The sequence below is a fragment of the Streptomyces sp. NPDC086766 genome, assembly GCF_044746005.1.
In the GTDB taxonomy this organism is placed as follows: domain Bacteria; phylum Actinomycetota; class Actinomycetes; order Streptomycetales; family Streptomycetaceae; genus Streptomyces.
In genome coordinates, this window is record NZ_JBIVBI010000027.1 from 18878 (window position 1) to 42238 (window position 23361).

Consider the following 23361-nt stretch of genomic DNA (forward strand, 5'->3'; position numbering starts at 1 on the left):
CGAAGTGCTGCCCGATCTCGTGGACAAAGCCATCCTGCGCGTCCTCGTCCGGAGCCTTCGCGAGCTGGGTCAGTGCAGAAGCCGCGTAGCCGAGCCAGGTGTGCTGGGCAGACGTCCGCGTGCGCCGAGTGCGATCTCCTCATCATCGGCCCATCCGTGTACGACGCTCTCGGGAATGAGGCTGTGGTGGCGAGGAAACTCGCCATGCCGACAGCGTGGAGCTGGTAGAAGGCCAGGACTCGAGCGTCCAACGAGCCATTGGCCCTGACCTCGATTCCCGCCTTCCGCGCCCATTGGCGAGCCGCCTGGGTCAGCTCCCGATCCACCCGGCCTCGCGGGACCGCACGGGACGCATCTTGTCGGCATCCGCAGCTCTTGGTGTTCCGCGAGTGACCTCGCCCTGCGAAAGCTCGGTGACGACGCGGAGACGCCTGCCCGAGGGGTGTCTGTTCCGTGTACGGGCCGGCCGCCGTTACTCGGATGTGGGGGTTGTCCAGTCCGCCTGGAGGATCTTTGCCATCAACTCATCTTGTTTCTGTGTGAGTTGATGGGCTTTGCGCCGGGTGCGGGCCTTGCACAGCCAGGGTCCGATCATGATGCGTTCTCCGTCGGCCTCCATCCATTCCCGGGCGCCGGGCGGGCGGTTCCAGTGCTCGACGAAGAGCTGGAGGAGCTGCGCGGTCTGTTCGAAGGACCGGCGGGTCCGCTTCGCTGCGGGCGGGCTCGGGCGCTTCGCGGGTGGCAGGGGGGCGGCCGGGGTCAGCTGCAGGCGGGTGAGGAGGTCGCGTTGTGCGGGGGCGAGCCGGTTCCAGGTGGAGAGCTGGCGGTGCAGCCAACCTCCCACTTTCACCTCGTCGATCACGATGTCGCGGTGGAGTGAGGCGGGGCTGTGGCCGGCTTCGATGTGGCGTCGCAGGAGGTGGTATTTGCGGTGCCAGTCGGGGCCGTGCGGGAGGGCCCAGTGGGGGTCGAGGGCGGTGAGCTGGGCGAGGCGGTCGGAATCGAGGCGGTTGTCGCGGGCGAGGGCGCGTTGGGTGACGAGGAATCGGCCGCCAGGCTCGTGCTGGGGGATGGCGAGGTGGCCGTGCTCGGCATGGAAGGCGGTGACGGTGGTGAGGTTGCCCTGCCAGGCGGCTTCGTGATCGTCCCAGATCATGCCGAGCGCGTCAAGTTCGGCGATCCAGTCGTCAGTGAGGAGGCCTTGCCTGCGGGCGGTGCGCTGGCCGGTGACGAAGGCGCCGAGCCGGTAGCCGTAGGCGTCTTCATAGTCAGTGGGAACGCGCAGGTGGCGGTGTTCGGCGTGGAAGCGGGTCGCGGCCGCCAGGCCCGCCCTGCGGGGGGCGGAGAGGGCGGCAGCGTCGGCGGGCCAGGCGATCAGATCCATCGCCCGGGCGATGCTGTCGGGGTCAAGGGTGAAGTCGAAACGGAACCGGCGCGCCAGGAGCGTGCGGGTGCCTTGTTCCAGACGGCGTTTGGCGGTGGTGCGGGGGGCGCGGACGGCGATGGTCTGGTCGTGGTGGCGGAGGGCGGCGGTGACGAGCCAGAGGGCTTCGTAGGGGGTGCCGAGGAGGTCGGTGGGGTCGGCGCCGTGGGGGATGTAGGCGGGGACGACGAGGCTGGCGGTCTTCGCGGCCAGGGTGGGAGGTTTGCGCAGGGCGCGGCCCAGGGCCTGGACGATGCGGCGGACGCTGGCGGTGCGGTCGGCGAAAACGACGGCGTCGACGGCGGGCAGGTCGACGCCCTCCCCCAGAACCTGGGCGTTGGTCAGGACGGCGCGTTCGGCGCCGGTGAAGTCGGTGAGGATGTCGTGGCGCTGGCCGGGGCTGTGGGTGCCGTTGATCGACTGGACGATCAGGTCGTCCGCCCAGGCGGGGCGCTGGTCGGCGGTGAGGGTGCGCAGGGTGTGGGGGAACTGGCGGGCGAAGTCGGTGGCGTCGGCGACCTGCTGGAAGTACACGATCACGTGGTGGAGGTCGTGTTCCGTCATCGCCTTGAGGACCGCGAGGTGCAGTGCGGTGGTGCGGCGGGCGGTCGGGCCGAAGCCGGAGTGGATGTCGGGGGTGGTGAGGACGGTGCGCAGTTGGGTGTCGGTGATCGTGGGGACGACCAGTCGGTAGTCGGCGAGGACCCCGTCATCGATGGCGTCCGCGTGGGTGTAGGTGTGCAGTCGGGGGCCGAAGGTCTTGGCGTCCGACATAGAGGCGACGAGGGCGGGGTCGTCCCATGCGGGAGCCGTGGCTGCGGTGCGTCTGGGCCGGGGGCGGGTGGTGGGTGCTTCCGTCAGGCGCGGGGGGTCCCATTCGTAGGGGGTGGCGGTCAGGTAGAGGCGGCGGTCGGCCCGGATGCGGGTGCGGTCGTGCAAGAGGGTCCAGTCCTTGTCCCAGCTGCCCGCGGTGCGGTGCGCCTCGTCCACGATCAGGAGGTCGAAGGTCGGCACGGGAGCGGGGGTGTGCCGGGTCTGTTCGATCTTCGGGAGAGAGTCGAGCGTGACGAAGACGGTGGCCCGCTCGTGCCTAGCCAGCCAGTCCGCCAGGAACTGCGGGTTGTTGGTGCTGTGGACGGCTGCCCCGGCCAGGACGGGGTGCTTGGACGCGGCCAGCGAGGAGACGGCCATCATCGCCTCCCGGCGGTGGTCGTCGCGGGCGGCCTGGGCCCACTGGGAGATGAGGTCCAGGGTTGGCACGGCGATCAGCAGGTGCCGGGCGTCGAGGGCTTCGGCGGTCCGCAGCGCGGTGAGTGTCTTGCCCGTGCCGCAGGCGGACACCGCGTGCCCGCGGGTGCCGGCGCGCGCGAGATGGCGCACCGCGCTGTCGACCGCCCGCTGCTGGTCTGGACGCAGCGGCAACCGGGCGGGGCGGGAGCGGGAGGCCGTGACGGCGACGGCCTCGGCCTCGGCCTTGGCCGCATGCTCTGGAGAGGAAGACATGGGGGCGGTTCCTCGGTGCGTGGTGGAACGACAGGCGGCGGGATCCGTCTCCGCCAAGGGCGGTGCGCCGGCCCCGAGAGGTGGGCGTGAGCTGTGCCGCCAACGGTAGGGGATGTCTGTGGGCCGGTCCGGCGACTAACCGAACAGGGCCTCCACCAAGAGCGCTTGGAGCTTTCCCTGCAGCAGGGCGGTTCTGATGTCGGCGGCGGAAGGGTCTCCGACAAGGCCGGTGCACAGGACCGCGCAGGACGTGTTCTGGAGCATCTGCCACATGGGATCGGGCAGTACGGCGGGGGCGGCGTGGAGGATCTGCGAGCTGCCGGCGTCGGGGGCTTCGTAGTAGAGGCCTCGGAAGGTGCGGTCCCTGGTGAAGAAGACTGCCTTCCATTCCTGGTGGGTCGAAGGGACGGTGCTGGCCTTCCAGGCCGGCCAGGTCAAGCGGCTTCGGTCGGTGTCGGCGGGCTCGTCGGGGGCCGGGCCGGCGGAGGTGCTGAGCGCGACGAGGACCACGTCGGTGCCCAGAGCGAGCTTGGTGGAGCGTTTGGACAGGCGGTCGATGTGCAGCTGGGTGCTGGGGAGCCTGACGTGGCTGAGGCTGATGTTGTAGAGGGGGATCGGGGCGAATGGCTTCGGTGATGTCGTCATGATGCGGGGTGCTCCTGACCGGGGGTCGTGTCCGTTTCGTCGTGCCATTGGATGCGGTGGTTGTGCGGGTGCAGGGGCGGCGGTGCGCCCGGGTTCCCGGGATGTCCGAAGGGGTGCGGCGGCCGCCGACGGGAGTATCCGGTACGGCGGCGGGCGGCGGCTGGAACGCAAGGACGGCCGTGTCTTTGGTGCGCGCACGGCGGCTTCAGCGGGTGGTGACCATCTGGCGTGAGGACCAGCGCATGTCGAGGGCCTCCAGCGCGTCGAGTTGTTCCCGGGAGAGAGTGTGCGGCGTGCGTCGCCTCTCGGCGATCCACCGTCCCAGGGCGAAGCCGAAACTGTCCTCGCAGATGTAGTCGTAGGGGACGTCGAGGTGATGGTGGCGGCGCCGGTAGGTGTAGGCGGCCTTGAGGCCCCGGGCGAAGGCCCACTGGGAGGCGCCGCGGGGGCGGCGCAGCAAAAGGGCCAGAGGATGCTCGATGGGAAGCTCGCCCAGGAGGTGGCGCTGGTAGGGCTCCAACTGGTCGAGGTTGTCGATCTGCTGGGCCAGCCACTGGGTGAGTTCGGGGGCAGCTTCGGTGAGTTGGCGCGGACCGGGGAAGAGCAGGGTGCCGTCGCGTGCGGCGGCGTGCACGCGGGCGTAGGTGCGTTTCCATTCGGCGTTGCCTCGGGTGTTCCACCAGGGGTAGATCTCGTTCAGGGCCCGCTGGTAGCAGTGGGGCAGGCGGCGGGTGCGGGCTTCCTTTCGCCGCTCGGCCAGCCAGCGCCCCAGGTGCAGGCCTTGGTGGTGCTCGGCGTAGCGGGGTGCGAGGTGGCCGTGGCGTTTGACGTAGTCGCGGGCGATGAGGAGTTTGCATTCGATGCTGTGCGGGGGGTGCTTCCAGATCATGTCGAGCGTGTCGAGTGCTGCGATGCGTTCGGGCAGGAGCATGCCGTTGATGCGCAGGGAGCGCTGCACGCCGATCCACCAGCCGAGGTAGAAGTAGCCGTCGTGCAGGTGGAGGCTGGGGACGTCGAGGTGGCCGTGCTGGGTGTGGAAGTCCGTGGCGATCTCGAAGCCGGCTTCCCATACCCGGTTGGGGGCCATGACGTCGTTCAGGTCGAGGACGGGGATGATCTCGTCGGCGCGTTCCGGGGGCGGGGCGATCCGGGGGGTTGTGTCGTCGGCCGGGTAACGGAAGTGGTCGACGAGGTGGAAGGTGTGCTCGTCGTAGACGTCGAGGTCGATGAGGACCCGGTAGATCAGGTGGAAGGCGGTCTTCTTGACCGCCTCCGCGAGGCTTTCACTGGGGGCCATGTAGATGGGGATGACGATGGTGGAGATCTTGTTGTCGCCGGGGGTCTGGCGCAGGGCGCGGCCGATGGACTGGATGATGTCGATGGAGCTGGTCTTGGGGTGGGCGAACAGCAGGGAGTCGATGGCGGGGATGTCGACGCCTTCGGCGCAGCAGCGGCAGTTGGTCAGGACGGCTCGGCGGGGCGGCTGCTGTGAGGCGGGGGTGTTGAGGGGGGTGGCGGCGAACGCGGTGTAGTTGGTGTGGCGTTCGAGGGGGCTCTGCCGAGAGCTGATGGTGCCGACCTGCAGGGGGTCCTGGTAGGCCGGGGGCAGGAGGGCTGCGGTTTCGGGGAGGGTCTTGGCGCAGACTTCTGCTGCGGCGATGCAGGGGTGGAAGGTCAGGGTGCGGCGCAGGTCGTAGCGGTTCTGCGCGATCAGCAGGGCGACCTGGGCGGCTGCGGCACGCAGGGCTTCACCGGTCCAGGTGTTGGCGGGGAGCCGGTTTAAGAGGCCGCGCAGGTCCTCGTCGCGGATGACGACGCCGGCGATGCGGTAGTCGGCGAGGAGTCCCTGGTCGATCGCTTCTCTGAGGGAGATGCGGTAGACGACAGACCCGTAGATGCTCGGGTCGTCCATCGATGCGGTGACGTCGGCGGGGGTGCCGCGGGCGCGGGCCTTCTCCTTGTCGAGGATGCGGGCGGTGGCGGTCATGTACAGGCGGTGGCGGGCGGGCAGTTGGTCGTCGTCGTGGACCCGGGCCCACGGCTTGTTGTAGTCGCCTGCGGTGCGGTGGGCTTCGTCGGCGACCAGGACGTCCCAGCGGGGCAGGTGGTGGTCGCGGTGGGCGTCGGCGACCTTGTCCAGGGAGCTGTAGGTGCAGAACACGTTGAGCGGTCCGAGGGTGTCGGCTGCCTGCCGGGCCAGTTCGTCGCCGTTGTCGACCATGGTGAGGATGCCGGCCAGGTCCGGGTCCGCCGGGTCGTTGGAGGAGCAGACGCCGAGGTAGCGGCCGGGACGTCCTTCGCGGTGCCATTCCGCGGCGGTCTGCTCGAGCAGGCGCAGGGAGGGCACCACCACGAGGGAGACGCCGCCGGGTGCGGTCTCGTGGACGACGTGCAGGGCCACCAGAGTCTTCCCGGTGCCGGTGGGCATGAGGATGGTGGCGCGGCGGTAGCCCTCGATGAAGCTGCTCACGCAGGTGTCCGCGGCGCTCTGCTGGTGGCCGCGCAGGCGGGTCTTCAACCGTGGCACCGCAGCGGATGCCGTGGTGGAGTCTGGGCGGATGCGCGTCGTCGTGGCCATGGCCCTCCCCGGGGCGGTGTGCACGAGCACCTGCTCCACCCAGGGTGGAAGAGGTGCGGGAGCTGGTGACGAGGCGTCAGGCCGGGTTCACCCGAATGAGTGCGGGCGGTCTTGACCGGCTACTGCGGGGCCGGTCACGGTGGCTGGGACGGCAGGTTCGGCACAAGGGGGGCGGCGGTGCTGAACGATCCCGGCCTGTACGGGCCCCGCAGGCCGCTGCCGATGCGCGTTCGGCCGGTGGAGGGCGAGTCGACGGGTTCGTTCGTGAACCGGCTCGCACACGCCAACGGTCTGGGCCTGGCCGCTTTCCTCGACCGGGTCGGGCAGGGCCAGGCGTCCGCGGATCCCGGACGCGTGGAGAAGTACCCGCAGTGCACCGAGATGTATGTGAACGAGGCGGGACTGCGCTACCTGTCGGTCCTGGCGGGCCTGCCGGCCGATCTCCTGCAGCGGGACCTGCCTAGCCTGCACGCGGACCGGCTGCTGACAGACTGGGGCGCGGCGCAGTGGCGGTGGCCCTGGGAGCCGGTGGCAGGGCATCTCGTGCGCTGCTGCCCACGGTGCGGGGACGCTACGGGGGCGGGTGCGTTGGTCCGGCTGATGTCGCCGGACAGCTGGCAGGTGTGCCTGCGCCACGGCTTCTGGACGGACGACTCCCGCGGCCGCGCCCCGGACGTCGTGGATCTGGCCGATCTGCCCGAGACAATGGCTGCGCACCGCGTGCGCCGGCAGCTGGCCGAACGGTGGGGGCCGGCGGGCGAGGAACTGTTCGCCGACGCCTTCCAGGTGGCCGTGTACTGGTGGACCCGGACACCGGACGCCACCTGCTGGACGCTGCGGGCCCAAACGGCCGGGCTGGACGCGTGGGAGATGCGGGCGGCCCCGCTGGTGATCTACCCCGAGGCGGCATGGCTGGCACAGGCCATGCTGGACTTCGAAGTGATGGGACAGCGGGACGCGTCAGGCCGCGAGCAGTGGCTCGCCGGTGTCGAACCGCTGATGGCCCAGTGGGAAGTGGATGCGGCAGAAGGACGCCAGGCACTGCTGATGTGGCTGGGACGTCACCGTACGCAGGCGCCCACCGCGGACTGTCCAGCGGGCGGGGATGGCCTGGTGCTGGCGATGGGGCATCACCGGGCGGCGGCCCGGACCGGCTCCGTGGACCAGCGCTCGTGCCTGCCCTGGCAACTGGGCATGACAGCCGCCGAGATGTAGGTCTCATACGGGCGAGGGCCCGAAACCATATGGTTCCGGGCCCTGCAGCCTTGCAGTAGCGGGGACAGGATTTGAACCTGCGACCTCTGGGTTATGAGCCCAGCGAGCTACCGAGCTGCTCCACCCCGCGTCGGTAGAGACCACCGTACGCCATGACGACAGGCGTACCGAACAAGCAGGCCGAAGATCCACCATCGTTGTCGGACCCTCGTTTCAGTGTCAGTGGGCGCCGCTACGCTCGCTTTCCACGGTGACCGAGGGTAGGTGGGCATGGACAACGGCGCTTCAATCAACGTCAGCAGTCTCCTCAACGGGGACGACCCGATTGAGGACGCCAGCGAAGACTTGCTGCAGCGTGCCGGGCTCGCGGAGGCGTTCGCGGCGGAGATCCACAGGACCTCCGCGAAGCACGGCGCGGTTGTCGCGCTGACAGGAAAATGGGGCTCGGGCAAGACTTCCCTGCTGAACCTCACCTCAAGCGCCTTGGAAGCGCTCGACGACGTGCAAGTCGTCAAGTTCAACCCGTGGTTCTTCTCCGGCACCGACCAGCTCATGCGGTTCTTCTTCGACGAACTCGCCGGACAACTGCGGGACGAACGCAGGCTGAAGGACAAACTCAAAAGCGCAGGCCGCGCAGTCGCAGAGCGTCTGGGCAGGTACTCGTCCGCCCTGTCTCCGCTGAAGTTCATACCTGGCGCCGGGGCCGTTCTGGAAGGCGCAAACGCCGTCGCCACCGGAGCGTCCAAACTCCTGGGCGAGGAGCAGGAAACCATCCACCAGCAGCGGGTGGCGCTCACTGCGCTCCTCGCGGATCTGCCAGGGCGGATCGTGGTTTTTGTCGACGACATTGACCGCCTGTCACAGCAGGAGATCCGCGACCTCTTCCGGCTCGTGCGTCTGACGGGGTCGTTCCCGAACATCGTCTACGTCCTCTGCTTTGACCGCTCAGTTGTGGAGAGGGCGCTGACGGACGGGGCTGTCGAGGGATCCGCGTACCTCGAGAAGATCGTGAAGATCGCGATGGACGTGCCTCCCCTCCCCACTCAGGCGCTGTCACCGGTCATCGGCCGGGGACTGGCCGAGGCGCTCGATGGGATCGACGCCGGACCGCTCGACGAGGCGCGGTGGCCGGATATGTTTGTGCAGGTCATTCTTCCCATGTTCTCCACCATCCGGGATGTGAAGCGGTATTTGGCATCCGTGCCTCTGACCGTCCGCAGCCTGCGCGCAGAAGTGAGTCTTGTCGACGTCCTGGCGCTCGAGGCGCTCCGCGTCCGGTATCCCGCAGCACACGACTTGCTGCCCACTTCGGTGGACCTGCTCACGGGAACCACCCCACTCCATCAGCGCAACGCTGGGCAGGATCCGCACGAGAAGGCATTCGTGGAGGACTTCAGCCGTCTCCTGGACGGCCACGCCCAGTCGGTTATCCGTCTGCTGTTCCCTGCCGCTGCAAGGCTCTTCGGTGGCAGCAACTACGGCTCTGACTGGGTCCCGACCTGGGAACGAGGCCGCCGCGTGGCCTGCAGCAGAGTGCTGAACTTCTACCTCCACCGACAGCTTCCCGCAGGCCGGGCACCGATTCGGTGCATCGACAACGTCGCAGACACGATCGGCGACGAGTCCGCGCTCACCGAGGCGCTGGGCCAGGTGCCGGATCCCCTGCTGGACGATGTCCTCAAGCGTCTTGTCCCTTACCTCCGCGACGTGTCCGAGGAGCAGGTGCTGCCCACAGCCAAGGCGCTGATGCATCAACTGCCGCGTATCCGGTTGGGGTCTACCGGGATGCTGTCTCTGGGCGGTGAATGGGCTGTCCTGAGCCCGGTGAGCGCTCTGCTCCGTACCCTCAGCGAAGGCGCGGTCGACCCCACCGTCCGCAGCCTCTTCCACAGCATCGCAAGCCTCTACGGCAAGGCCCTTCTGCTCGGCATCGTCTCGGGCGGCTCGAACGACCAGGGGTTGATCACGGAGGACACCGCCCAATCCCTGAAGCAGGAGCTTCACTCCCAGCTTCACACAACTCGTCCCGAGGACCTTGCCAGCGAAAGGATGCTGCTGCGGACGCTCATCGCGGCGACAACCGGCACAGACGATCCTTCACCCCTTGAGTCGCTGTCCGATCCGCGGGTCATCGCGCGCCTGCTGGAGAGCGCGACGTCACCGGTGCACAGCCAGACGATGGGCAGCGTGGCCGTGCGGACCGAAAAGCGGCTCGCCTGGGACCCGCTCGTGAACGCATTCGGGGGCGAGACACCTCTAGCTGAAGCCGTCGCGTCCCTGCGCCGGTCCCTCGACGACGGGACGATCGAGCCCAACGAGGAACTGGCAGCCGCTCTGTCCCTGTACGAGAAGTACTCGACAGGATGGAGGCCTGAATTTTGACCTCACGCGGTTCATGACCGCAGTGCAGAAGTTACCTATATGGTCCGCCCCCTCCCCCTTGTCGCCCTGGGCCCCACGGTCCCTACGTGAAAGGGGCGGCCAGCCTCTCCTGACCGCAGACCCATTCACCCTTTCAGGCGTATCCAGCAGGCGGGGAAGCTCTCCCAGCACGACGTGGAACAACATGGAGAGCCGGACAGTTGCGGCGACGGTCACGGCCAAGAAACGGCCGGGGCTGAGTGAACAGCTGCTGAAAGCAGTGCGCGAGACGGCATGGGAGCGCGGCAGGGGGTAGGCCCGTGAGCACGGCGGAGTCCCCTGGCGGCCTGCCAAAAGGCGAGACTGCGCCGGGCGCGGAGCACGGTGTCGTAGCCCTGTACCGCGAGCCGCACGGACCGGTCCGCTCGTGCGACGCAGCCGGGCTTCGAGGGGTTGCGCTGGAGGAGTTCAGGCCGGTGAGTGAGCCGGTGCCCTACCGGGGCCGCAAGGGCATCATCACCTACTGGCCGGTGGCGACCCGGGAGCAGACCGTGGTGTGCGGCAGCCTGCGGCAGTGGCGGCTGGCCGTGGAGCTGGACTTCGAGCCGGCCTGGGCGGCGTTCAGCGCACGCCCGGTGGAACTGCAGTGGCGGGTGGGAGGCTGCCTTCGCCGGTGGCGCCCCGATTTCGTGGCGCGCACGGCCGAGGGCGTGCGTGAGGTGCTGGTGCTGAAACCGTCCGGCCACAAGAGCCTGCCCGCGGCGAGGCTTGAGGTGCTCGAGGAGGTGGCGCGGGCAGCGGGGTGGCGGGTGCGGCAGGTGCGTGAGCCGTCGGGGCTGCGCGGGCGGAACCTGGGATGGCTGGCCGGCTACCGGTTCCCCGTGGGCGCCGAGACGGGCCAGGCACAGGCGCTGCTGGAGGCGTTCAGTCAGCCGACCGGTCTGCGGACGGGGGTGGCGGCGAGCGGGCTGGACGAGCTGACGGGTCTGGACCTCGCCTACCGGTTGCTCTGGCAGCGACGACTGTTGTTCGACATGGCGCAGCCGCTGCTGCCCGATGCCCTGGCCTGGACGGCCTGAAGGACCGGAAGGGGGCGGGCATGGCGGCAACGAGTGAGGGCAGGCATGCGGGGTCGCTCTCCATCGGGGCACGGGTGCGCTGGCAGGAGCGCGAGTGGGAGGTGGTGGCGTGGCAGGGGCCGCAGGTCACGCTGGTGCCGCAGGACGGCAAAGAGACGCCGCGGGCGGTGTCGTACCGGTGGCTGGTGGGTGCGGAGGATTTCGCTGTCCTCAGCGGCGGTGGAGCGCCAGCTGCTGACGATGCGGCCCTTGGCAGGTGGGGACGGCAGGAGGGCCGGGATGAGGAGGCCGCTCTGTGGCAGGCGCGGATGGTGGAGATCGACACCGGTCTGGCGCCGGACCGGAGCGAGCCTGCGCGGGGGTTCGGGCCGGGGACGACGCTGGCTCAGCGGTGTGCCGCGATGTCGGCGCGGCTGGCCGCCGAGGGCATCCGCTGTTCCGCCCACACCCTTGCCGACAAGCGGCGCAAGTGGAAGGCGGCCGGGGAGAATCCGGTCGTCCTGCTGCCTCGGCCGCGGGAGGGACGGCCGGGAGGCTTCACCGATCCGCGGTGCCTGACGGCCATGCAGGAGGTGGTGGCCCGGCGCGCGCACGACTCGGACGTGACCATCGATGTGATCCGCGAGGAGGTAGAGGATCTCCTGCACGCGCGCTACGGCAAAGAACTCGGCGATCCGGCTGCGGTGGCGGCCCTGCTGCCCTCCCGGTCCACCTTCTACCTCAGGATGAAGGAGTCCGGCCTGGCTGATGCCCTGGACCGGCCGACGCGAGCCCGGGCCGCCCTGGCCTCCACCCCGCCTCTGCCTCACGGCGGGCGCGAGCCTGTGCTGCGGCCGGGAGAGGTAACCCAGACCGACACCACGCCGCTGCGGATCCTGGCCCGCGGCGACGACGGTCGGCCCACCGCCACGGAGATGACCTCGCTCATCGATGTGTCCAACCACAGCGTGTGCGCGCTGATGATCACACCCAGCCGTGCCGGGGACACCGAGAGCGGACGGGCGGGCCGGGCGACCCGGGCAATCGACCTGACCCTGATGCTGGCGCAGGCCCTCGCGCCCTGGCCGATGATGCCCGGCTGGGACCCGCTGAGCGCGGCGGCCGCGTCCAGCCTGCCGTTCGGGGCGCTGCGGGCGGCGGACGAGCGGTTCACCGAGGCCACTGCCGCCCGCCCTGTCATCCGGCCCGAGTTGATCGTCTACGACCAGGGCAGCCCCTATGTGAGTGAGCATTTCACCGAGGTCTGCGACCGGCTGCGCATCGCCCGCCGGCCGGCGCGCAAGAAGACCCCGACCGACAAGCCGCTGGTCGAGCACTTCTTCACCACCCTCGCGCACCGCTTCAGTCAGTATGTGCGGCACGGCTGGCAGGGGCGTAGCCACAAGAAGCGCGGCCGCGGCATCGACCGGATGCCGCTGTTCACGATCGCCGAGCTCCAGCAGATGGCCCAGGAGTGGGTGGCGCTGGAGTACCAGCAGACCCCCGATGCGGGGCTGCGTGACCCGTTCCGGCCCCGTGTCGTGCTGTCGCCGAACGACATGTACGCCGTCCAGGTGGCCCGCAGCGGCTACCGGCCAGTGCCGCTCTCCCCCGCCCGGAACCGCTTCTTCCTGCTGCCGCAGTGGGTCGTCCCCGGCAAGGGCGGCTTCATGATCGACTATCGGATCTATCAGCCCGTCGCGCGGGACGCCGGGCACTACCAGGAGATCCTCCTGCGCGGCGGCTCGAAACTGCCCGGCCGGGCGAACCGGTGGGAGTGCCGCTTCAACCCCTACCGTCCCGAGCGGGTGTGGCTGTACGACCACACGGCGGACACCTGGGTGACCTGCGATTTCCGGCTCCAGCACCTGCTGAACGACCCGTGGACCGCGGACATGTGGCAGGAGCACGCCGAACGGCACTGCACGTCCGGCGGCAGCGAGAAGGACGAGGAGGCGATCGCCCTGTCCCTGGCGCAGCGCGACCGGCGCCGCCGCAGCCGCAGGCCTCCGCCCCGGCGCACCGGTGCCGAACCCCCTTTCCAGGGACTGGAGCTGGATACGGAAGACCCGTCCCGGGACCCCTACGCGGGCCTGAAGGAGTTCGACCTGTCGACGCTTCGGCCCTACCCGGCGCTGCCCATCTCCCCCACGGCGCCCCCGCCGGCGCCGCCCGCAGACACAGGCAGCGGGCAGGCTCCGCATCCGCTGGCGGCGCTCTTCCCCGACGACGGCGACGGTAGTCGGCCGGACGCCTCCACCGCCGAAACGGCGGATCCCTACGAGGTCGTCGAGGCGGAGCTCCTCGACGACCTCGATCCCGACGGCGACCAGGACGAGGACAACCCCGAAGCCTGGCAGACGTAGCCGAGAAGGCGAAGACCGTGAACGACGTGGCGGCAAACCGGCCGGGGCGCGGGGCGCGTTCCCGGTCCGAAGCGGGTCTGCCGAAGAGGGCCAGGACCGTGACGAGAGGGGAAGCGTGATGAAGGCGACCGTGGAACTGCGAAAGCAGCGTGAAGCCCGTCTGCGTCAGCAGCTGAAAGACACCCCGATGCGGCCTCTGCCGCTGTTCCAGCTCACCGGCTGGAACAGCTTCGTCGACGAGGAAGTGAAGCCACCTGCCCTGGCGGCGGACAGCAGTCCCCCTGCGGACAGGAAGAAGGACGAACAGGCCATCGCCTACCACCGGCATCTGCGGATGGTGCCCACCGACGCGATGTCCCACGTGCAGGAGATGGTCGTCGAGGCGGTCCACCGCAACAGCGGGAACCGTGCCGGGCTGACAGACCATGTCATCGACGGGCCTCCGGGCACCGGCAAGACCTGCCTGCTGCGAGCAGTGGGACGCACCGTCCAGAGGGAGATCGAAGCCGCCACGAACGGCAGGCAGCAGAACACGGTCCCGGTGGTGCACATCACCACCCCCGCGGACCCGGAACTGAGGGTGAACTGGCTCTGGGAGATCGGATCCTACCTGGGTCTCAACCCCGAGCCGAAGAACCTTCAGGAAGTCCTGGAGATGCGCAGGCACCAGGACGTGACCCTGCCGGTCAACTACGTCCTGGAGAACGCGCAGACCCGTCTGCTGCTCATCGACGACATCGACCGCGCCTCCCCGCAGCACCTGGCGAACGTGCTGCCCTACTTCGACTACCTGCGCGACAAACTGGGCATCTCGCTCATTTTCTGCGGCGCCGGCGCCAGCCACCGCCTGCACCAGGCCCGCATCCTGGCCCAGGACCTCATCCAAGTCAGCGACGAGAACCGGAGGCGGCTCGAGCAAGCCGGACGCCCGACGGGTCCCGATCCCGACTCCCCCTCCTCCACTGGACTGCTGCCGGTGGCCTGGCTGCACCCCCTGCCCCTGGACACCGAGGACGACGAGACTTTCCGGCGCGTCCTGGCAGGCTTCGAGGCCGACCTGAGCCTGTACCGGCTGGAGGAGAACGCCCTGAGCAAGCATGCTGTCAAACTGCACCAGCGCACCGGCGGCTACTTCAAAGCCCTCGCCTACGTCATCTCCACCGCCGCCGTCCTCGCGATCCGCAGCGGCAGCGAGAACATCACCGAGAAAGAGATCGACGCCGCGACAGCTCAGCTCAGCCTTTGACACACCGCCACGGAGACCTCAGCGACGTGGGCATCCGGCAGCTGGCCGATGTGCCCGCTCCGGTCATTCGGTTCGGCCGACGCCGGCCAGTCACGCACCGGCGTCGCCGTGCGGGACTGGCCGGCCGTGCGGGCCATGGAGGGGCGGATCATGCCGCGGTTCGCGGCACGTGTCGAGACGGCTGAAGCGGAATCGGCGGCACAGGAGGCTCTCCGCTGCGTGGGTGCCACGACCGGCCGGAGCAGGGCGTCGAGCGGCCTTTGACGCTCAGGTTGACCTTGCTGTCCTTGACGTTCGCCTCGGCGTGTGCGGGCAGAGTCGTGGTGCCGACGAGGGCCAGGACTGCGAGCACGGCGGTGGTTAGTCGTCTCATCCCGGGCCAACTCCCGGCGCTCGCCTAGCCATCACGGCCGGGCGCTGAAGATCCCCCGTACGAGGGTCGGCGGTCCTGGACACCGGCCGGTACCAGAGCAGACGCATCATGTGGCGCACGTCACACGGCGGAACTGCCGCGTATCGAGGAGTTCTTGCGACATCCCCTCCAGCGAAGCGGGCCCGTCCCGCACTGGAGAAGGGTGCACCACTGTGCAGTGCAGTTCGCGGAGCGGCCCATGACGCCGCCTCCCCAGGAGGACCGGCATGCCGCGGCCCTCACGTTCGAGGATTTCTACGACTACTGGTTCCCGCGGGGTGTCTTCTACGTGCGCGGGCTCTTTCCCGTCCTGAGCCGTCAGGACGCGGAGGAGGCCACGTTGGACGCCCTCTCGCACGTACATGCGTCCTGGGGCAACACCACCATTCCGCAGGCGATGTTCTTCACCATCCTGCGGCGGCGCGCACTTGACGCGTTCCGCAGGATCAGGCGCCGTCTGGACATGGAGACGCTCACGGCCGATCCCGAGATCGCCGGCGAGGAGGCGCTCTCCGAACAGACACGGCGGGCGTTCGCCGAGATGTTGACGCCAGAGGCTCTCTACATCCAGCGGGAGGGCACGCAGTTGGTCCTCGCCGCGCTGAACGATCTTCCCCTGCCGTTGCGGATGAGCCTGACACTCGCGGCGGAGGGCTACGACACCCAGGAGCGTGCCGAGATAAAGGGCGTGGGTCCCGGCACCGAGCGCTCTCATCTGCACCGGGCGCGCATCAGGTTCGAGCGGGCGCTGCTCGCCCGCGGGCTGCCGCCTAAGCAAGCCGGCAGCCAGACGGAGCCGGAGAACCCGGACGAACTCGCCGAGGAGGGGGAGGGAAAGTGATGTCGGACAGTGAAGTTCCGCGGCAGAGTGGCTCTGAAGAGGGCTTTCCCGACGCCCCGGCCGCCCCTCGCTGGGATGACCCTCCCGGGGTCTTCAGCAACGAGGAGCTGACTCGCCTGATCCCAGGCGAGCGCGACGACCTGATGCTCGGCGCAGTTTCGGAAGCTCTGCGGGAGCCCGACCCCCGCTACGCCACAGAGCCAGCCGCTGTGCGGGCGGAGCGGCTGCGCAGGATCACTGCGCAGGGCGATCGTCTGCGTGCCCGGTGGGCCGAGACCGCCGCGCTGGAGGAGGCCTACTCCGCGCCCGCGTCCACGATGACCCGGCGTCAACTGGTGGCGCGCAGCAGCCGCCGGGCTGTGCTCCAGCAGCGGCTGGCCCAGCAGCGGCTGGAGCGGCGTCGGCATATCGCCGTACTGCTGGCGGGCGCCTGCGGCGCCAGCATGCTGCTGACCGGTGCGATCGTCGCCCTCTTCCTGTACGGCTCGGTCACGTTGACCTCGGCGACGGCGACGGTCGGCGTGACCGTCGTGAACACCGCTGTGATGATCGTGACCAACCTGCGGCTGACGAAGGCGCGCTCGGAGGCACGTAAGACGGCGCGTCTGCTGAGGCACTTCAGCAGGAGCCGCGTGCCACACGGTCCGGCCCAGACGAAGGAGACGCCGATGACGACGTCTGATTGATGGGTGGTGGCCCCGAGTGCCTAGGAACGCTCCGGGCCACCACCTGTGTGATCACTGCCCCGCGCCGAACCGATCCGCCAAGACCAGCAACTGTTACGGAGCAAGCGATGCACCCCCAGAGTGACATGGAACAGACCGCCGCGGTTCGAAAGGACGAGACCGGTCACGTGGTGATCGTCAAGATGCCCAAGATGCCGACGATCCCCGCTCTGACCGCGGTGGGCAGTGGCGGCGGGCTGACTGCGGCCATCGCGACCGGGCACGTACAGCCCGGTGTCGTCTGGCCGGCGGTCGTCCTGGCCGTGGCGGGCATGGCCTACGACGTCGCGCTGCGCGTCATCAGCAGGCCCCGGCAGGTCTGACCTCCCGGGACGACGGGGCGGCGACGAGCAGGCGTCGCGGCCCCGTCGGCGTTCCCTCGCCCGGCAAGGCGAGGGGAATGGGCCGGCGCGGTTCCTTTGACGTCTCCTCTCGCTTGAGGACCGCGACCCACTCTTGGCCCGCGGGTCGGCGCGCCGTTGCGCGAGCAGTCCGGCCGGAGCTTCCGGCGCGGGAGGCGACGGGTGAAAGGTCGGGTGTGCGCTCGTGTGGTCCTCTCCCGCTCTCGGAGACGTGATCGACCTGGCTCCCTCGGTCCCGGCGAGAGCAACCCCGGGCCGGAGATGTGCATCATGATCATCAGGTCAGCCAGCATGCCCCGCCCAGAACGCCAAGCGCTCATACGTTGAGCACTGACATACCTCGCCAGGCACTTCGGATGGGTGTGGGCCGACGAAGACCTGCTGGCGACGAAGACCTGCTGTAGAACGGCGGGCACCGGCGGCGCAGGCATGCGGTACCTAGGGGAAGCACGTCGCCCGCGCCACTCACGGCGGTGAGCTGCTTGCGCGCCCGGCCCAGGGCGCCGGTGGTCTCGTAGGGTGGTACCGGTCCCGGTGATCCTGCGGGGAGCAGAAGGGGACCATCACCGAACTGCGAGGGGGCAGCTTTGAGCTACCGGGGGGACATGCACTTCCCGGTCATCATCAACGGCCTGGACTACCTGCACAGTTCGGTCAGCTCCCTGGTCGGCGAGCCGGAAGGACGCGCGCTGAAGTACGCGGTTCTGCACCTGCAGTTCGCGGCCGAGACCCTGTTCAAGGCCCGTCTGGAACTGCACGACGCGGCTCTGGTCTGGGTGAAGCCGAGGCAGTTCGATGAGCGGCTGCACCGGCTGGGCAACTTCAAGAGCGTCGGCACGAGGGACGCCCTCGGGCGGCTGCGTGACGAGGTGCGGATCGCAAACCCGATCGACCCGGACGACGGCGCCCTCAAGGCCCTGGTCGATCTGCGTAACCGTCTGACCCACTTCGGTGCCACCGACACCACCGTCGCCGTGGAGGCTCGCGCCATCCCAGTCCTCGACCTGCTGCTGACCTTCATCGACGAGGAGCTGCTGCCCCACGACGACAGCGACGCGGCGACAGACGCCTGGGAGCTGATGGAGACCATCAGGCCGCTGGTCGGCCAGATCCGCGGCCTGGTCGACCGCCGGCTCGGCCCGCTAGGCGAGAAGCTCGGGCCCGCCAGTGGGCACGCACTGCGCTGCACGTCGTGCGGTCACTTCGCTGCACTCCTGGCTGGCAATGGGGACAAGCGGCCCGTCGGCTGCCTGTTGTGCGGCAAGACGTTCGACGAAGTCGCGGAGGCAGTGGACGCCTACGGCGTGGGCAGCTTCTACGAGGCAATCACCCAGGGCGGCGAGCCGCCGGCCTACGAGTGCGCCGAGTGCTCGCCGGGCGAACCATGCGTCGTACCGACCCAGACTGCCGATGATCCTGTCGGCCAGGTCCTGATGTGTTTGTGGGGCGCGCACCCCCTCGAAGGCATCTGCGGCCGCTGTCAGCGGGCTGCGGACTTCGATGTGCCCGACATGTGCAGCGACTGCGTGGATATCGCCTTCGCCAAGTTCTGAGAGTCCCCTTCCCGCAGTGCTTCTGCCCACCCAAGTCGACCGGGCTGACCTGCGTCCGATGGACGGTCGCGCCGCCCGGGCGCTAGGAATCCTTCGAGACGACCACGCTTTGTGACGCGATCGATCGCAGGTTGAGGCCCCGCATCGCCAGTATCGACGCCATCCCCCACGCGACTGTGGCGAGGCCGGCTGCTACCTGGCGGGCGGCCCCCGGCGTGCCCGACCACACCATGACGATGGTGGCGGCACCCCACAGGATCCAGGTCGTCCGCGCCCCGAAGCCGCCGAACAGGAAGCTCATCAGCAGCAGCACCGAGCCGCTGGCGATCCACAGCAGATGCAACGTGGTGACGGGGAGCGGCAGCCCGGCGGAGTGCGCAGTCAGGTAGGCCTGGACCGGGGCGTCGATCGTGGCGACCACACCGTGCCAGTGCCACCCGCCCGGGGTATGCCACGTGCGAGCCGTATGCGACACGGTGTTCGCCAGCACCCCGACGATGGCGATGCTGACCAGGAAGACCGAGAACAGGACGACCAGCTTGATCCACACGGCGCTCTCGCGCCAGCCGCCCGTCAGGGAGTCCCCGATTTCCTTGCGCCGCGCCTCGAGCCATTCGGAATCGCTCACGACGACCGGCGACGTCATTCCCATCGAGGCTGCCGTTGAGCGATGCGGATGCGGCGGAGTCTTGAAGTCCGCGCCCAGTTCCCCGAGGGCCTCCTGCACCAGCAGGACAACACGCTGATCGTGGCCGAACACTACGTAACCGGCACACGCGGCAGTCGCCGGCAACAGCGGAACCAGCCACCAGGCACTCCACTGCACCGAGCACTCCACGCTCAACGCGGCGCCGGTCGCGGCCAGCCCGGCGATCAGGCACCGTCCTGCCCGTACGGCCATCGCCCGCGCGCTGATGGTGATGGGCCGGGTCATCGGCTCCCGGCGCACTCCGGCGCGGATGGCCGGCCACAGCTGCGCCATCGGGCTCCACGGGTCACTGACGAGGCCGATGCCGACCAACATCAGCACGTCGAGCAGGATCGTCCAGCCGTCCGCGCCGGACTTGGTGGCCGCCACGTAAAGCGCCGCTGCGGACATCATCGCCAGGCACCCCAAGGCACGCCCCAGCAGATGACAGCCGGTCCGCAGACGATCGACGGTGTGCAGCGCCGACCGGCGGGGCCTGATCAGACGCCACTCATCGCTGACCGCGTCCCGCCGTTGCTGGCCGTCATTGAGGAACCCTTCTGCGGCGCGCAGGGCCTTGTCGAAGTCGGCGCGGAAGAACGCCTCCTGGAGCTCTTCCGGCAGCGGCGGCAGCCTGGGCTCTTCGAAGGAGGTGACGGTCCGGCGGGACTGGGCGAGTTCCTCCTCCAGTTCGTCACTGCGTTTCCGCAGCCTGGCCAGGAGAACCTCGGTCTCGTCTCGGCTGGCCCGCGCCCGGCGCAGCTCCCGTTGCGCCGCCTCTAACTGGTCGGTGAGCTGGCGAAGACGCGCCTCGTTCTCCTCATTTTCCTCGTCGTACTGGTCCTGCAGAGTCGTGACCTGCTGCTGCAGCTCGGCGGTGAACCGGCTGAGGCTCAGTACCAGCTGCTGGGTACGGCCCCGCTCTTCCATCAGTTGCTGGTTGCGCTCGTGGGCCTGCGCGAGTTGTTCATGGGCTTTTGCGGCCTGGTCCTGGGCGGTGGCCGCGACGCTGGCCAAAGCTGCGCCCGATGGGTCGTTCTCCGCTGCCGCACGCGGCGCGGGAAGCTCCGGGGCAGGCTTCGGGCGTTGGGCAGCGACGAACAGGCGTAAGGCTTCATTCATGCACGCCGCTTGCTGGCGGGGATGGGTGACGTGGGTGACCAATTTCTGGACGAAGGCCTGAGAAGGAACGGTCTCGCCGCTCAGGAATGAGGAGATGGTGCTTTTTCCGTAGCCGGTGGGCTGCTCCAGGTCCCGCTGCGTCTTACCCGCTCGCTTCACCAGGCCCCGCAGGAACTTCGCCAGCTCGATGCTCTCGGGCGTCGCGTCCTTGTGAAACCCGCCGTATCCCCGACCGCCCGGCTTCTTCTCTGCCATGACCCCCCAGCCCCCCGGCTCTCCCCCGCCGTACACCGACGATCAGCGTACGGATAGTCAGAAACTGGCGATAGAGCGCGACCCCACGTTGTCCGACCACAGCTGCCTGTCCGGACCAGTCCGGCCATGTCCGGCCGCCACCTGCACAAACGCGACCGGACAACTGACGGACAACTCCATCCGGGCAAGGCTTCTCTCAACGCCCCGTCCCTCCCCGACCCTGGAGTCGCCCCGCATGACCCGCCACGCCGCCGGCACCACCCCCACCCGCTCGCCCCGCCCCAGTACCAACCCCAGTGCCCCTCCCCGCCCGCTCGCTCTGCCCGCCGGCGCCGCCCGCCGCAGCACGCGCTGCAAGCTGCCGCGGATGGGCCAGCTCGCCGTCGACGTCGCCGACCACGGACGGATCATCGACCTGCGCCGCGACCCCGACACCTCCGCCCGGCTGCCGCACGGCCGCGCCAACGGTCGCTACCGATGCCTGGCCTGCGGCCACAGGCTAATCCTGCAGTGGCCCTCCAGCCCCGCCTCCCGCTTCACGCCCCGCTTCCGCCACGACACCGTCTCCTCCGGCGCCGACCACTGCCCGGCCCCCGCCCAGCACCAGGCCAACATCCAGGCCGACCTCACCACGATGCTCGCCCTGCGCGACCAGCTGCTGCGCGTCCTGCCCCATGCCAGTGTGAGCCTGCGCATCGACGCCGAACTCGCCGGACAACGCTGGGACATACCGCCCGCCCTGATCGTGCGCCGCGGCGACCACGTCGTCGTCCTGGAGCGACCGCGCCGCCTGCTCACCCCGGCCGCCGTCACACGCCGCCTCACCGCCACTCGCACCCAGTACGGAGCCAAGGCCGCGCACTGGTGGGTGTTCGACCGCGACGATGCGCTGCACTGCGACGTGGCCGGCTCCGTCAACGTCCAGCCCTACGGCAAGACGATCACGCACACCAAAGTGCGCCCTACCCCAGCCCAGCGGCAGCTCGCCGCCGCAGGCGCCACCGTGTGCTGGCTCGACGACGACACGGTGCTCCTCCCCTACGGCGGCCACCAGCGCACCTACACCCCCCAGCCCGAAGAGGACTGGAGCGGCGACATGGCCTCCTGGAAACGAGACTGGATCATCTCCCACCCACAGCCCGCCGACGACGCCACCTGGTGGGGCCTGGTCCCCCAGCCGCTGCTCGCCCTAGGCAAACGGACCGACTTCCGCCCCGCCAGCGCCCACGCCACCATGTCCGCCCTGGAACGCGCCGAACACGGCCGCGAACGCTACCGACGCCGCCGTGCCCGCGAACATGCCCAGCAGCGCACACAGACCACTCCCACCCAGCTCCCCCTCCCGACAGCCACCACAGCCACCACAGCCACCACCAGCGAACCGGCCGACGCCTTCAAAGCGCCGACGCCGGTACCGCTGCCGCCTACTGCCGCCGCAGTGCCGCCGCGGCCGCCCATCGCCCCCGACCCACCCCAGCAGGCACCCTCTCCCCACGTCCGTCGCGGACGCTTCAACTGGCGGTCGCTCCTACCGCGCCGCTGGGGTCGCTGGGGTCGCTGAACAATTCTCGCTTCGCCCGCCACTGCCATGCCGGGCGAAGCGAGAACGTATCGCCGGATGAGTCTTCGAGCGTCCGCTCCGTGCCCCAACGGGCGGGCCGCAGCACACCCTCCCAACGGCCCTACCTCGCAGCGCAGTACAACCCCCAGCACCCGGTCTCCGGACACCACGAAGCGCAGCATTTACTGAGCAGGGACAACCGGGGAGGGAAGACGGGTGGGCAGACAGTCCGCAGCGAAGAAGCAGGCGGCCGGCAAGACCCGCGATCACACGGTGCCGCAGATGTACCTGCGGCACTTCGCCGAACACCGCGCCCGGCGAAGGTACGAACTGCGTGCCCATCGCCTCGACATGGAACAGGTCCTCTTCGGCCGGCCACTACGCCTTTGACGGATCTCAAACAAACACACAGCGGCCCCGGCCCAGGGGATGGGGGCCGGGGCCGCTATCCGACCGCGCGCGGATGATCAGGCCGCGGGCAGGTCCCGGAGGAGGCCTACTGAGACCGTGACATTAGTCCTTCCCTTACCGAGTCGTCTCGTCGACCATGTCCGAGAAGCCAGTTGATCTTGCCCAGTCCCGTGAGGACGGCGACCAACGCGGTGATAGCTCCGGTGACGGCGCCGATGGAAGCCGCTCCGGCCACGAAGAGCCAGGCCGTCAGACCGTGTGGGTGCAGTCGGTCCGGCTCGGCTGGGACAACCTCACCACCGTGCAGCAGTGGATGTGCGAGCAGGTCCTCGGGATCGAGCCCGCGACCGAGGACGAGAAGCCCAAACCGCGCCGTACACAGGCCGACAAGTGGGCGATGAGCTATGAGTCCGCCAAGCAGTTCTTCGAGCGTGAGGGGCACCTGCGCGTGCCGAGGAAGCACGTCGAACGGATCATCGTCGGCGAGGACCACGAGGAGCGGGAGCTCCGGCTCGGGGCGTGGATCGGGAACCAGCGCTCGCGGGCTGCGCCGGAGCGGGTGGAACAGCTGTCCGCGATCGGGATGCGGTGGACGTAGACCGCCGACGCAAACATTCCAGGGCTGACGCCCCATAACCCATGTGTGCGTGGGGTTGCCGACTCCCTTACTACAACGAGCCGAGGCCCGGACCAGGTGTCCGGGCCTTCGCCATGTCCCGAAATCTTTCCTCCCGGTCGCTGCTGTCCGGCCCCGGCTTCCGGCCCTAGAAGGCTCATGAAGATCTTGGGGTTCTGGCCCCGCCGCGTGAGCGGCGGGGCCAGACTCGTTTCGTGGTGATGGGGGAATGGGCCGGACAGACGGTCGGGCCGGATGTGTGGGAGATCTGCCGGGAGTTGATCCCGACCGGAAGCGTGTTCGCGTTTCTGGCCGAGCACCGTGGTGCGCTGTTCCCGGCGGAGATGTTCGCGGACATGTACCCGTCGGCGAACGGACGACCGAGCATGCCGCCGCAGATCCTGGCCGCAGCGGTCACGC

16 protein-coding genes, 1 tRNA gene and 1 pseudogene are annotated in these 23361 nt (G+C 69.2%); 13 read left to right on the plus strand and 5 right to left on the minus strand.

The annotated features are described in order from the left end of the window. Nucleotides 1–472: 472 nt before the first annotated feature. The 3 genes from ACIPM1_RS31450 to ACIPM1_RS31460 all read right to left on the minus strand — a co-directional run bounded on the left by ACIPM1_RS31450 (nt 473) and on the right by ACIPM1_RS31460 (nt 6149). A complete protein-coding gene (locus ACIPM1_RS31450; RefSeq protein WP_402440423.1) occupies nt 473–2926 on the minus strand; it encodes a Helicase associated domain protein in 2454 nt (817 codons plus the stop codon). 135 nt (nt 2927–3061) lie between these two features. Then, complete coding sequence (locus ACIPM1_RS31455) at nt 3062–3571, minus strand: hypothetical protein (protein ID WP_402440425.1); 510 nt, start codon at nt 3569–3571, stop codon at nt 3062–3064. Nucleotides 3572–3776: 205 nt separating this feature from the next. Next, nucleotides 3777–6149 carry a Helicase associated domain protein gene (locus ACIPM1_RS31460; protein ID WP_402440427.1) on the minus strand — a complete coding sequence of 791 codons (2373 nt, stop codon included), beginning with the start codon at nt 6147–6149 and terminating at the stop codon, nt 3777–3779. Nucleotides 6150–6326: 177 nt separating this feature from the next. Here ACIPM1_RS31460 and ACIPM1_RS31465 point away from each other — a divergent pair, with 177 nt between their 5' ends. Further along, nucleotides 6327–7364: a TniQ family protein gene (locus tag ACIPM1_RS31465; RefSeq protein ID WP_402440429.1), complete on the plus strand. Its 1038-nt coding sequence runs from the start codon at nt 6327–6329 to the stop codon at nt 7362–7364. A 56-nt stretch (nt 7365–7420) separates the two neighbouring features. Here ACIPM1_RS31465 and ACIPM1_RS31470 read toward each other — a convergent pair. Beyond that, nucleotides 7421–7494: transfer RNA gene (locus ACIPM1_RS31470), tRNA-Met, on the minus strand. A 140-nt stretch (nt 7495–7634) separates the two neighbouring features. On the opposite strand from ACIPM1_RS31470, the gene ACIPM1_RS31475 reads away from it, so the two are divergent. The 8 genes from ACIPM1_RS31475 (at nt 7635) to ACIPM1_RS31510 (ending at nt 18288) form a co-directional block, all read left to right on the plus strand. After that, nucleotides 7635–9746 carry a P-loop NTPase fold protein gene (locus ACIPM1_RS31475; RefSeq protein WP_402440453.1) on the plus strand — a complete coding sequence of 704 codons (2112 nt, stop codon included), beginning with the start codon at nt 7635–7637 and terminating at the stop codon, nt 9744–9746. 455 nt (nt 9747–10201) lie between these two features. Further along, a complete protein-coding gene (locus tag ACIPM1_RS31480; RefSeq protein ID WP_402440431.1) occupies nt 10202–10804 on the plus strand; it encodes a TnsA-like heteromeric transposase endonuclease subunit in 603 nt (200 codons plus the stop codon). A gap of 20 nt (nt 10805–10824) precedes the next feature. Continuing rightward, nucleotides 10825–13149, plus strand: coding sequence for a transposase (locus ACIPM1_RS31485; RefSeq protein WP_402440433.1), 2325 nt, complete (start codon nt 10825–10827; stop codon nt 13147–13149). 130 nt (nt 13150–13279) lie between these two features. Continuing rightward, nucleotides 13280–14395 (plus strand): AAA family ATPase, encoded by a 1116-nt coding sequence (locus ACIPM1_RS31490; protein WP_402440435.1) that lies wholly within the window; start codon nt 13280–13282, stop codon nt 14393–14395. A gap of 611 nt (nt 14396–15006) precedes the next feature. After that, a complete protein-coding gene (locus tag ACIPM1_RS31495) occupies nt 15007–15648 on the plus strand; it encodes an RNA polymerase sigma factor (RefSeq protein ID WP_402440437.1) in 642 nt (213 codons plus the stop codon). Next, nucleotides 15648–16334, plus strand: coding sequence for a hypothetical protein (locus tag ACIPM1_RS31500; protein ID WP_402440439.1), 687 nt, complete (start codon nt 15648–15650; stop codon nt 16332–16334). Before ACIPM1_RS31495 ends, ACIPM1_RS31500 begins: the two co-directional genes overlap by 1 nt. A 107-nt stretch (nt 16335–16441) precedes the next feature. Next, on the plus strand, nt 16442–16696 hold the full coding sequence (locus ACIPM1_RS31505) for a hypothetical protein (RefSeq protein ID WP_402440441.1): 255 nt from the start codon (nt 16442–16444) through the stop codon (nt 16694–16696). Between the two features lie 644 nt (nt 16697–17340). Beyond that, nucleotides 17341–18288, plus strand: a complete 948-nt coding sequence (locus ACIPM1_RS31510) for a hypothetical protein (protein ID WP_402440443.1) — start codon at nt 17341–17343, stop codon at nt 18286–18288. Nucleotides 18289–18370: 82 nt separating this feature from the next. Here ACIPM1_RS31510 and ACIPM1_RS31515 read toward each other — a convergent pair whose 3' ends face one another. Further along, nucleotides 18371–20353 carry a helix-turn-helix domain-containing protein gene (locus tag ACIPM1_RS31515; RefSeq protein WP_402440445.1) on the minus strand — a complete coding sequence of 661 codons (1983 nt, stop codon included), beginning with the start codon at nt 20351–20353 and terminating at the stop codon, nt 18371–18373. Nucleotides 20354–20588: 235 nt separating this feature from the next. Between ACIPM1_RS31515 and ACIPM1_RS31520 the strand changes: the two genes are divergently transcribed. The 4 genes and pseudogenes from ACIPM1_RS31520 to ACIPM1_RS31535 all read left to right on the plus strand — a co-directional run. Then, the gene (locus ACIPM1_RS31520) at nt 20589–21914 is read left to right on the plus strand and encodes a hypothetical protein (RefSeq protein ID WP_402440447.1); all 1326 of its coding nucleotides are present in this window, start codon (nt 20589–20591) and stop codon (nt 21912–21914) included. Between the two features lie 216 nt (nt 21915–22130). Further along, nucleotides 22131–22304, plus strand: coding sequence for a hypothetical protein (locus ACIPM1_RS31525; protein ID WP_402440449.1), 174 nt, complete (start codon nt 22131–22133; stop codon nt 22302–22304). Nucleotides 22305–22461: 157 nt separating this feature from the next. Further along, nucleotides 22462–22923, plus strand: a complete 462-nt coding sequence (locus ACIPM1_RS31530) for a helicase associated domain-containing protein (RefSeq protein ID WP_402440451.1) — start codon at nt 22462–22464, stop codon at nt 22921–22923. Nucleotides 22924–23162: 239 nt separating this feature from the next. Beyond that, nucleotides 23163–23361, plus strand: a pseudogene (locus ACIPM1_RS31535) (IS5/IS1182 family transposase); the annotation flags it as partial.

Coding starts and splice junctions, on each gene's coding strand:
- ACIPM1_RS31450 (WP_402440423.1), bottom strand. CDS start 2,926: ATGTCTTCCTCTCCAGAGCATGCGGCCAAGGCCGAGGCCGAGGCCGTC.
- ACIPM1_RS31455 (WP_402440425.1), bottom strand. CDS start 3,571: ATGACGACATCACCGAAGCCATTCGCCCCGATCCCCCTCTACAACATC.
- ACIPM1_RS31460 (WP_402440427.1), bottom strand. CDS start 6,149: ATGGCCACGACGACGCGCATCCGCCCAGACTCCACCACGGCATCCGCT.
- ACIPM1_RS31475 (WP_402440453.1), top strand. CDS start 7,635: ATGGACAACGGCGCTTCAATCAACGTCAGCAGTCTCCTCAACGGGGAC.
- ACIPM1_RS31485 (WP_402440433.1), top strand. CDS start 10,825: ATGGCGGCAACGAGTGAGGGCAGGCATGCGGGGTCGCTCTCCATCGGG.
- ACIPM1_RS31495 (WP_402440437.1), top strand. CDS start 15,007: ATGACGCCGCCTCCCCAGGAGGACCGGCATGCCGCGGCCCTCACGTTC.
- ACIPM1_RS31500 (WP_402440439.1), top strand. CDS start 15,648: ATGTCGGACAGTGAAGTTCCGCGGCAGAGTGGCTCTGAAGAGGGCTTT.
- ACIPM1_RS31505 (WP_402440441.1), top strand. CDS start 16,442: ATGCACCCCCAGAGTGACATGGAACAGACCGCCGCGGTTCGAAAGGAC.
- ACIPM1_RS31510 (WP_402440443.1), top strand. CDS start 17,341: ATGCACTTCCCGGTCATCATCAACGGCCTGGACTACCTGCACAGTTCG.
- ACIPM1_RS31515 (WP_402440445.1), bottom strand. CDS start 20,353: ATGGCAGAGAAGAAGCCGGGCGGTCGGGGATACGGCGGGTTTCACAAG.
- ACIPM1_RS31520 (WP_402440447.1), top strand. CDS start 20,589: ATGACCCGCCACGCCGCCGGCACCACCCCCACCCGCTCGCCCCGCCCC.
- ACIPM1_RS31530 (WP_402440451.1), top strand. CDS start 22,462: ATGTCCGAGAAGCCAGTTGATCTTGCCCAGTCCCGTGAGGACGGCGAC.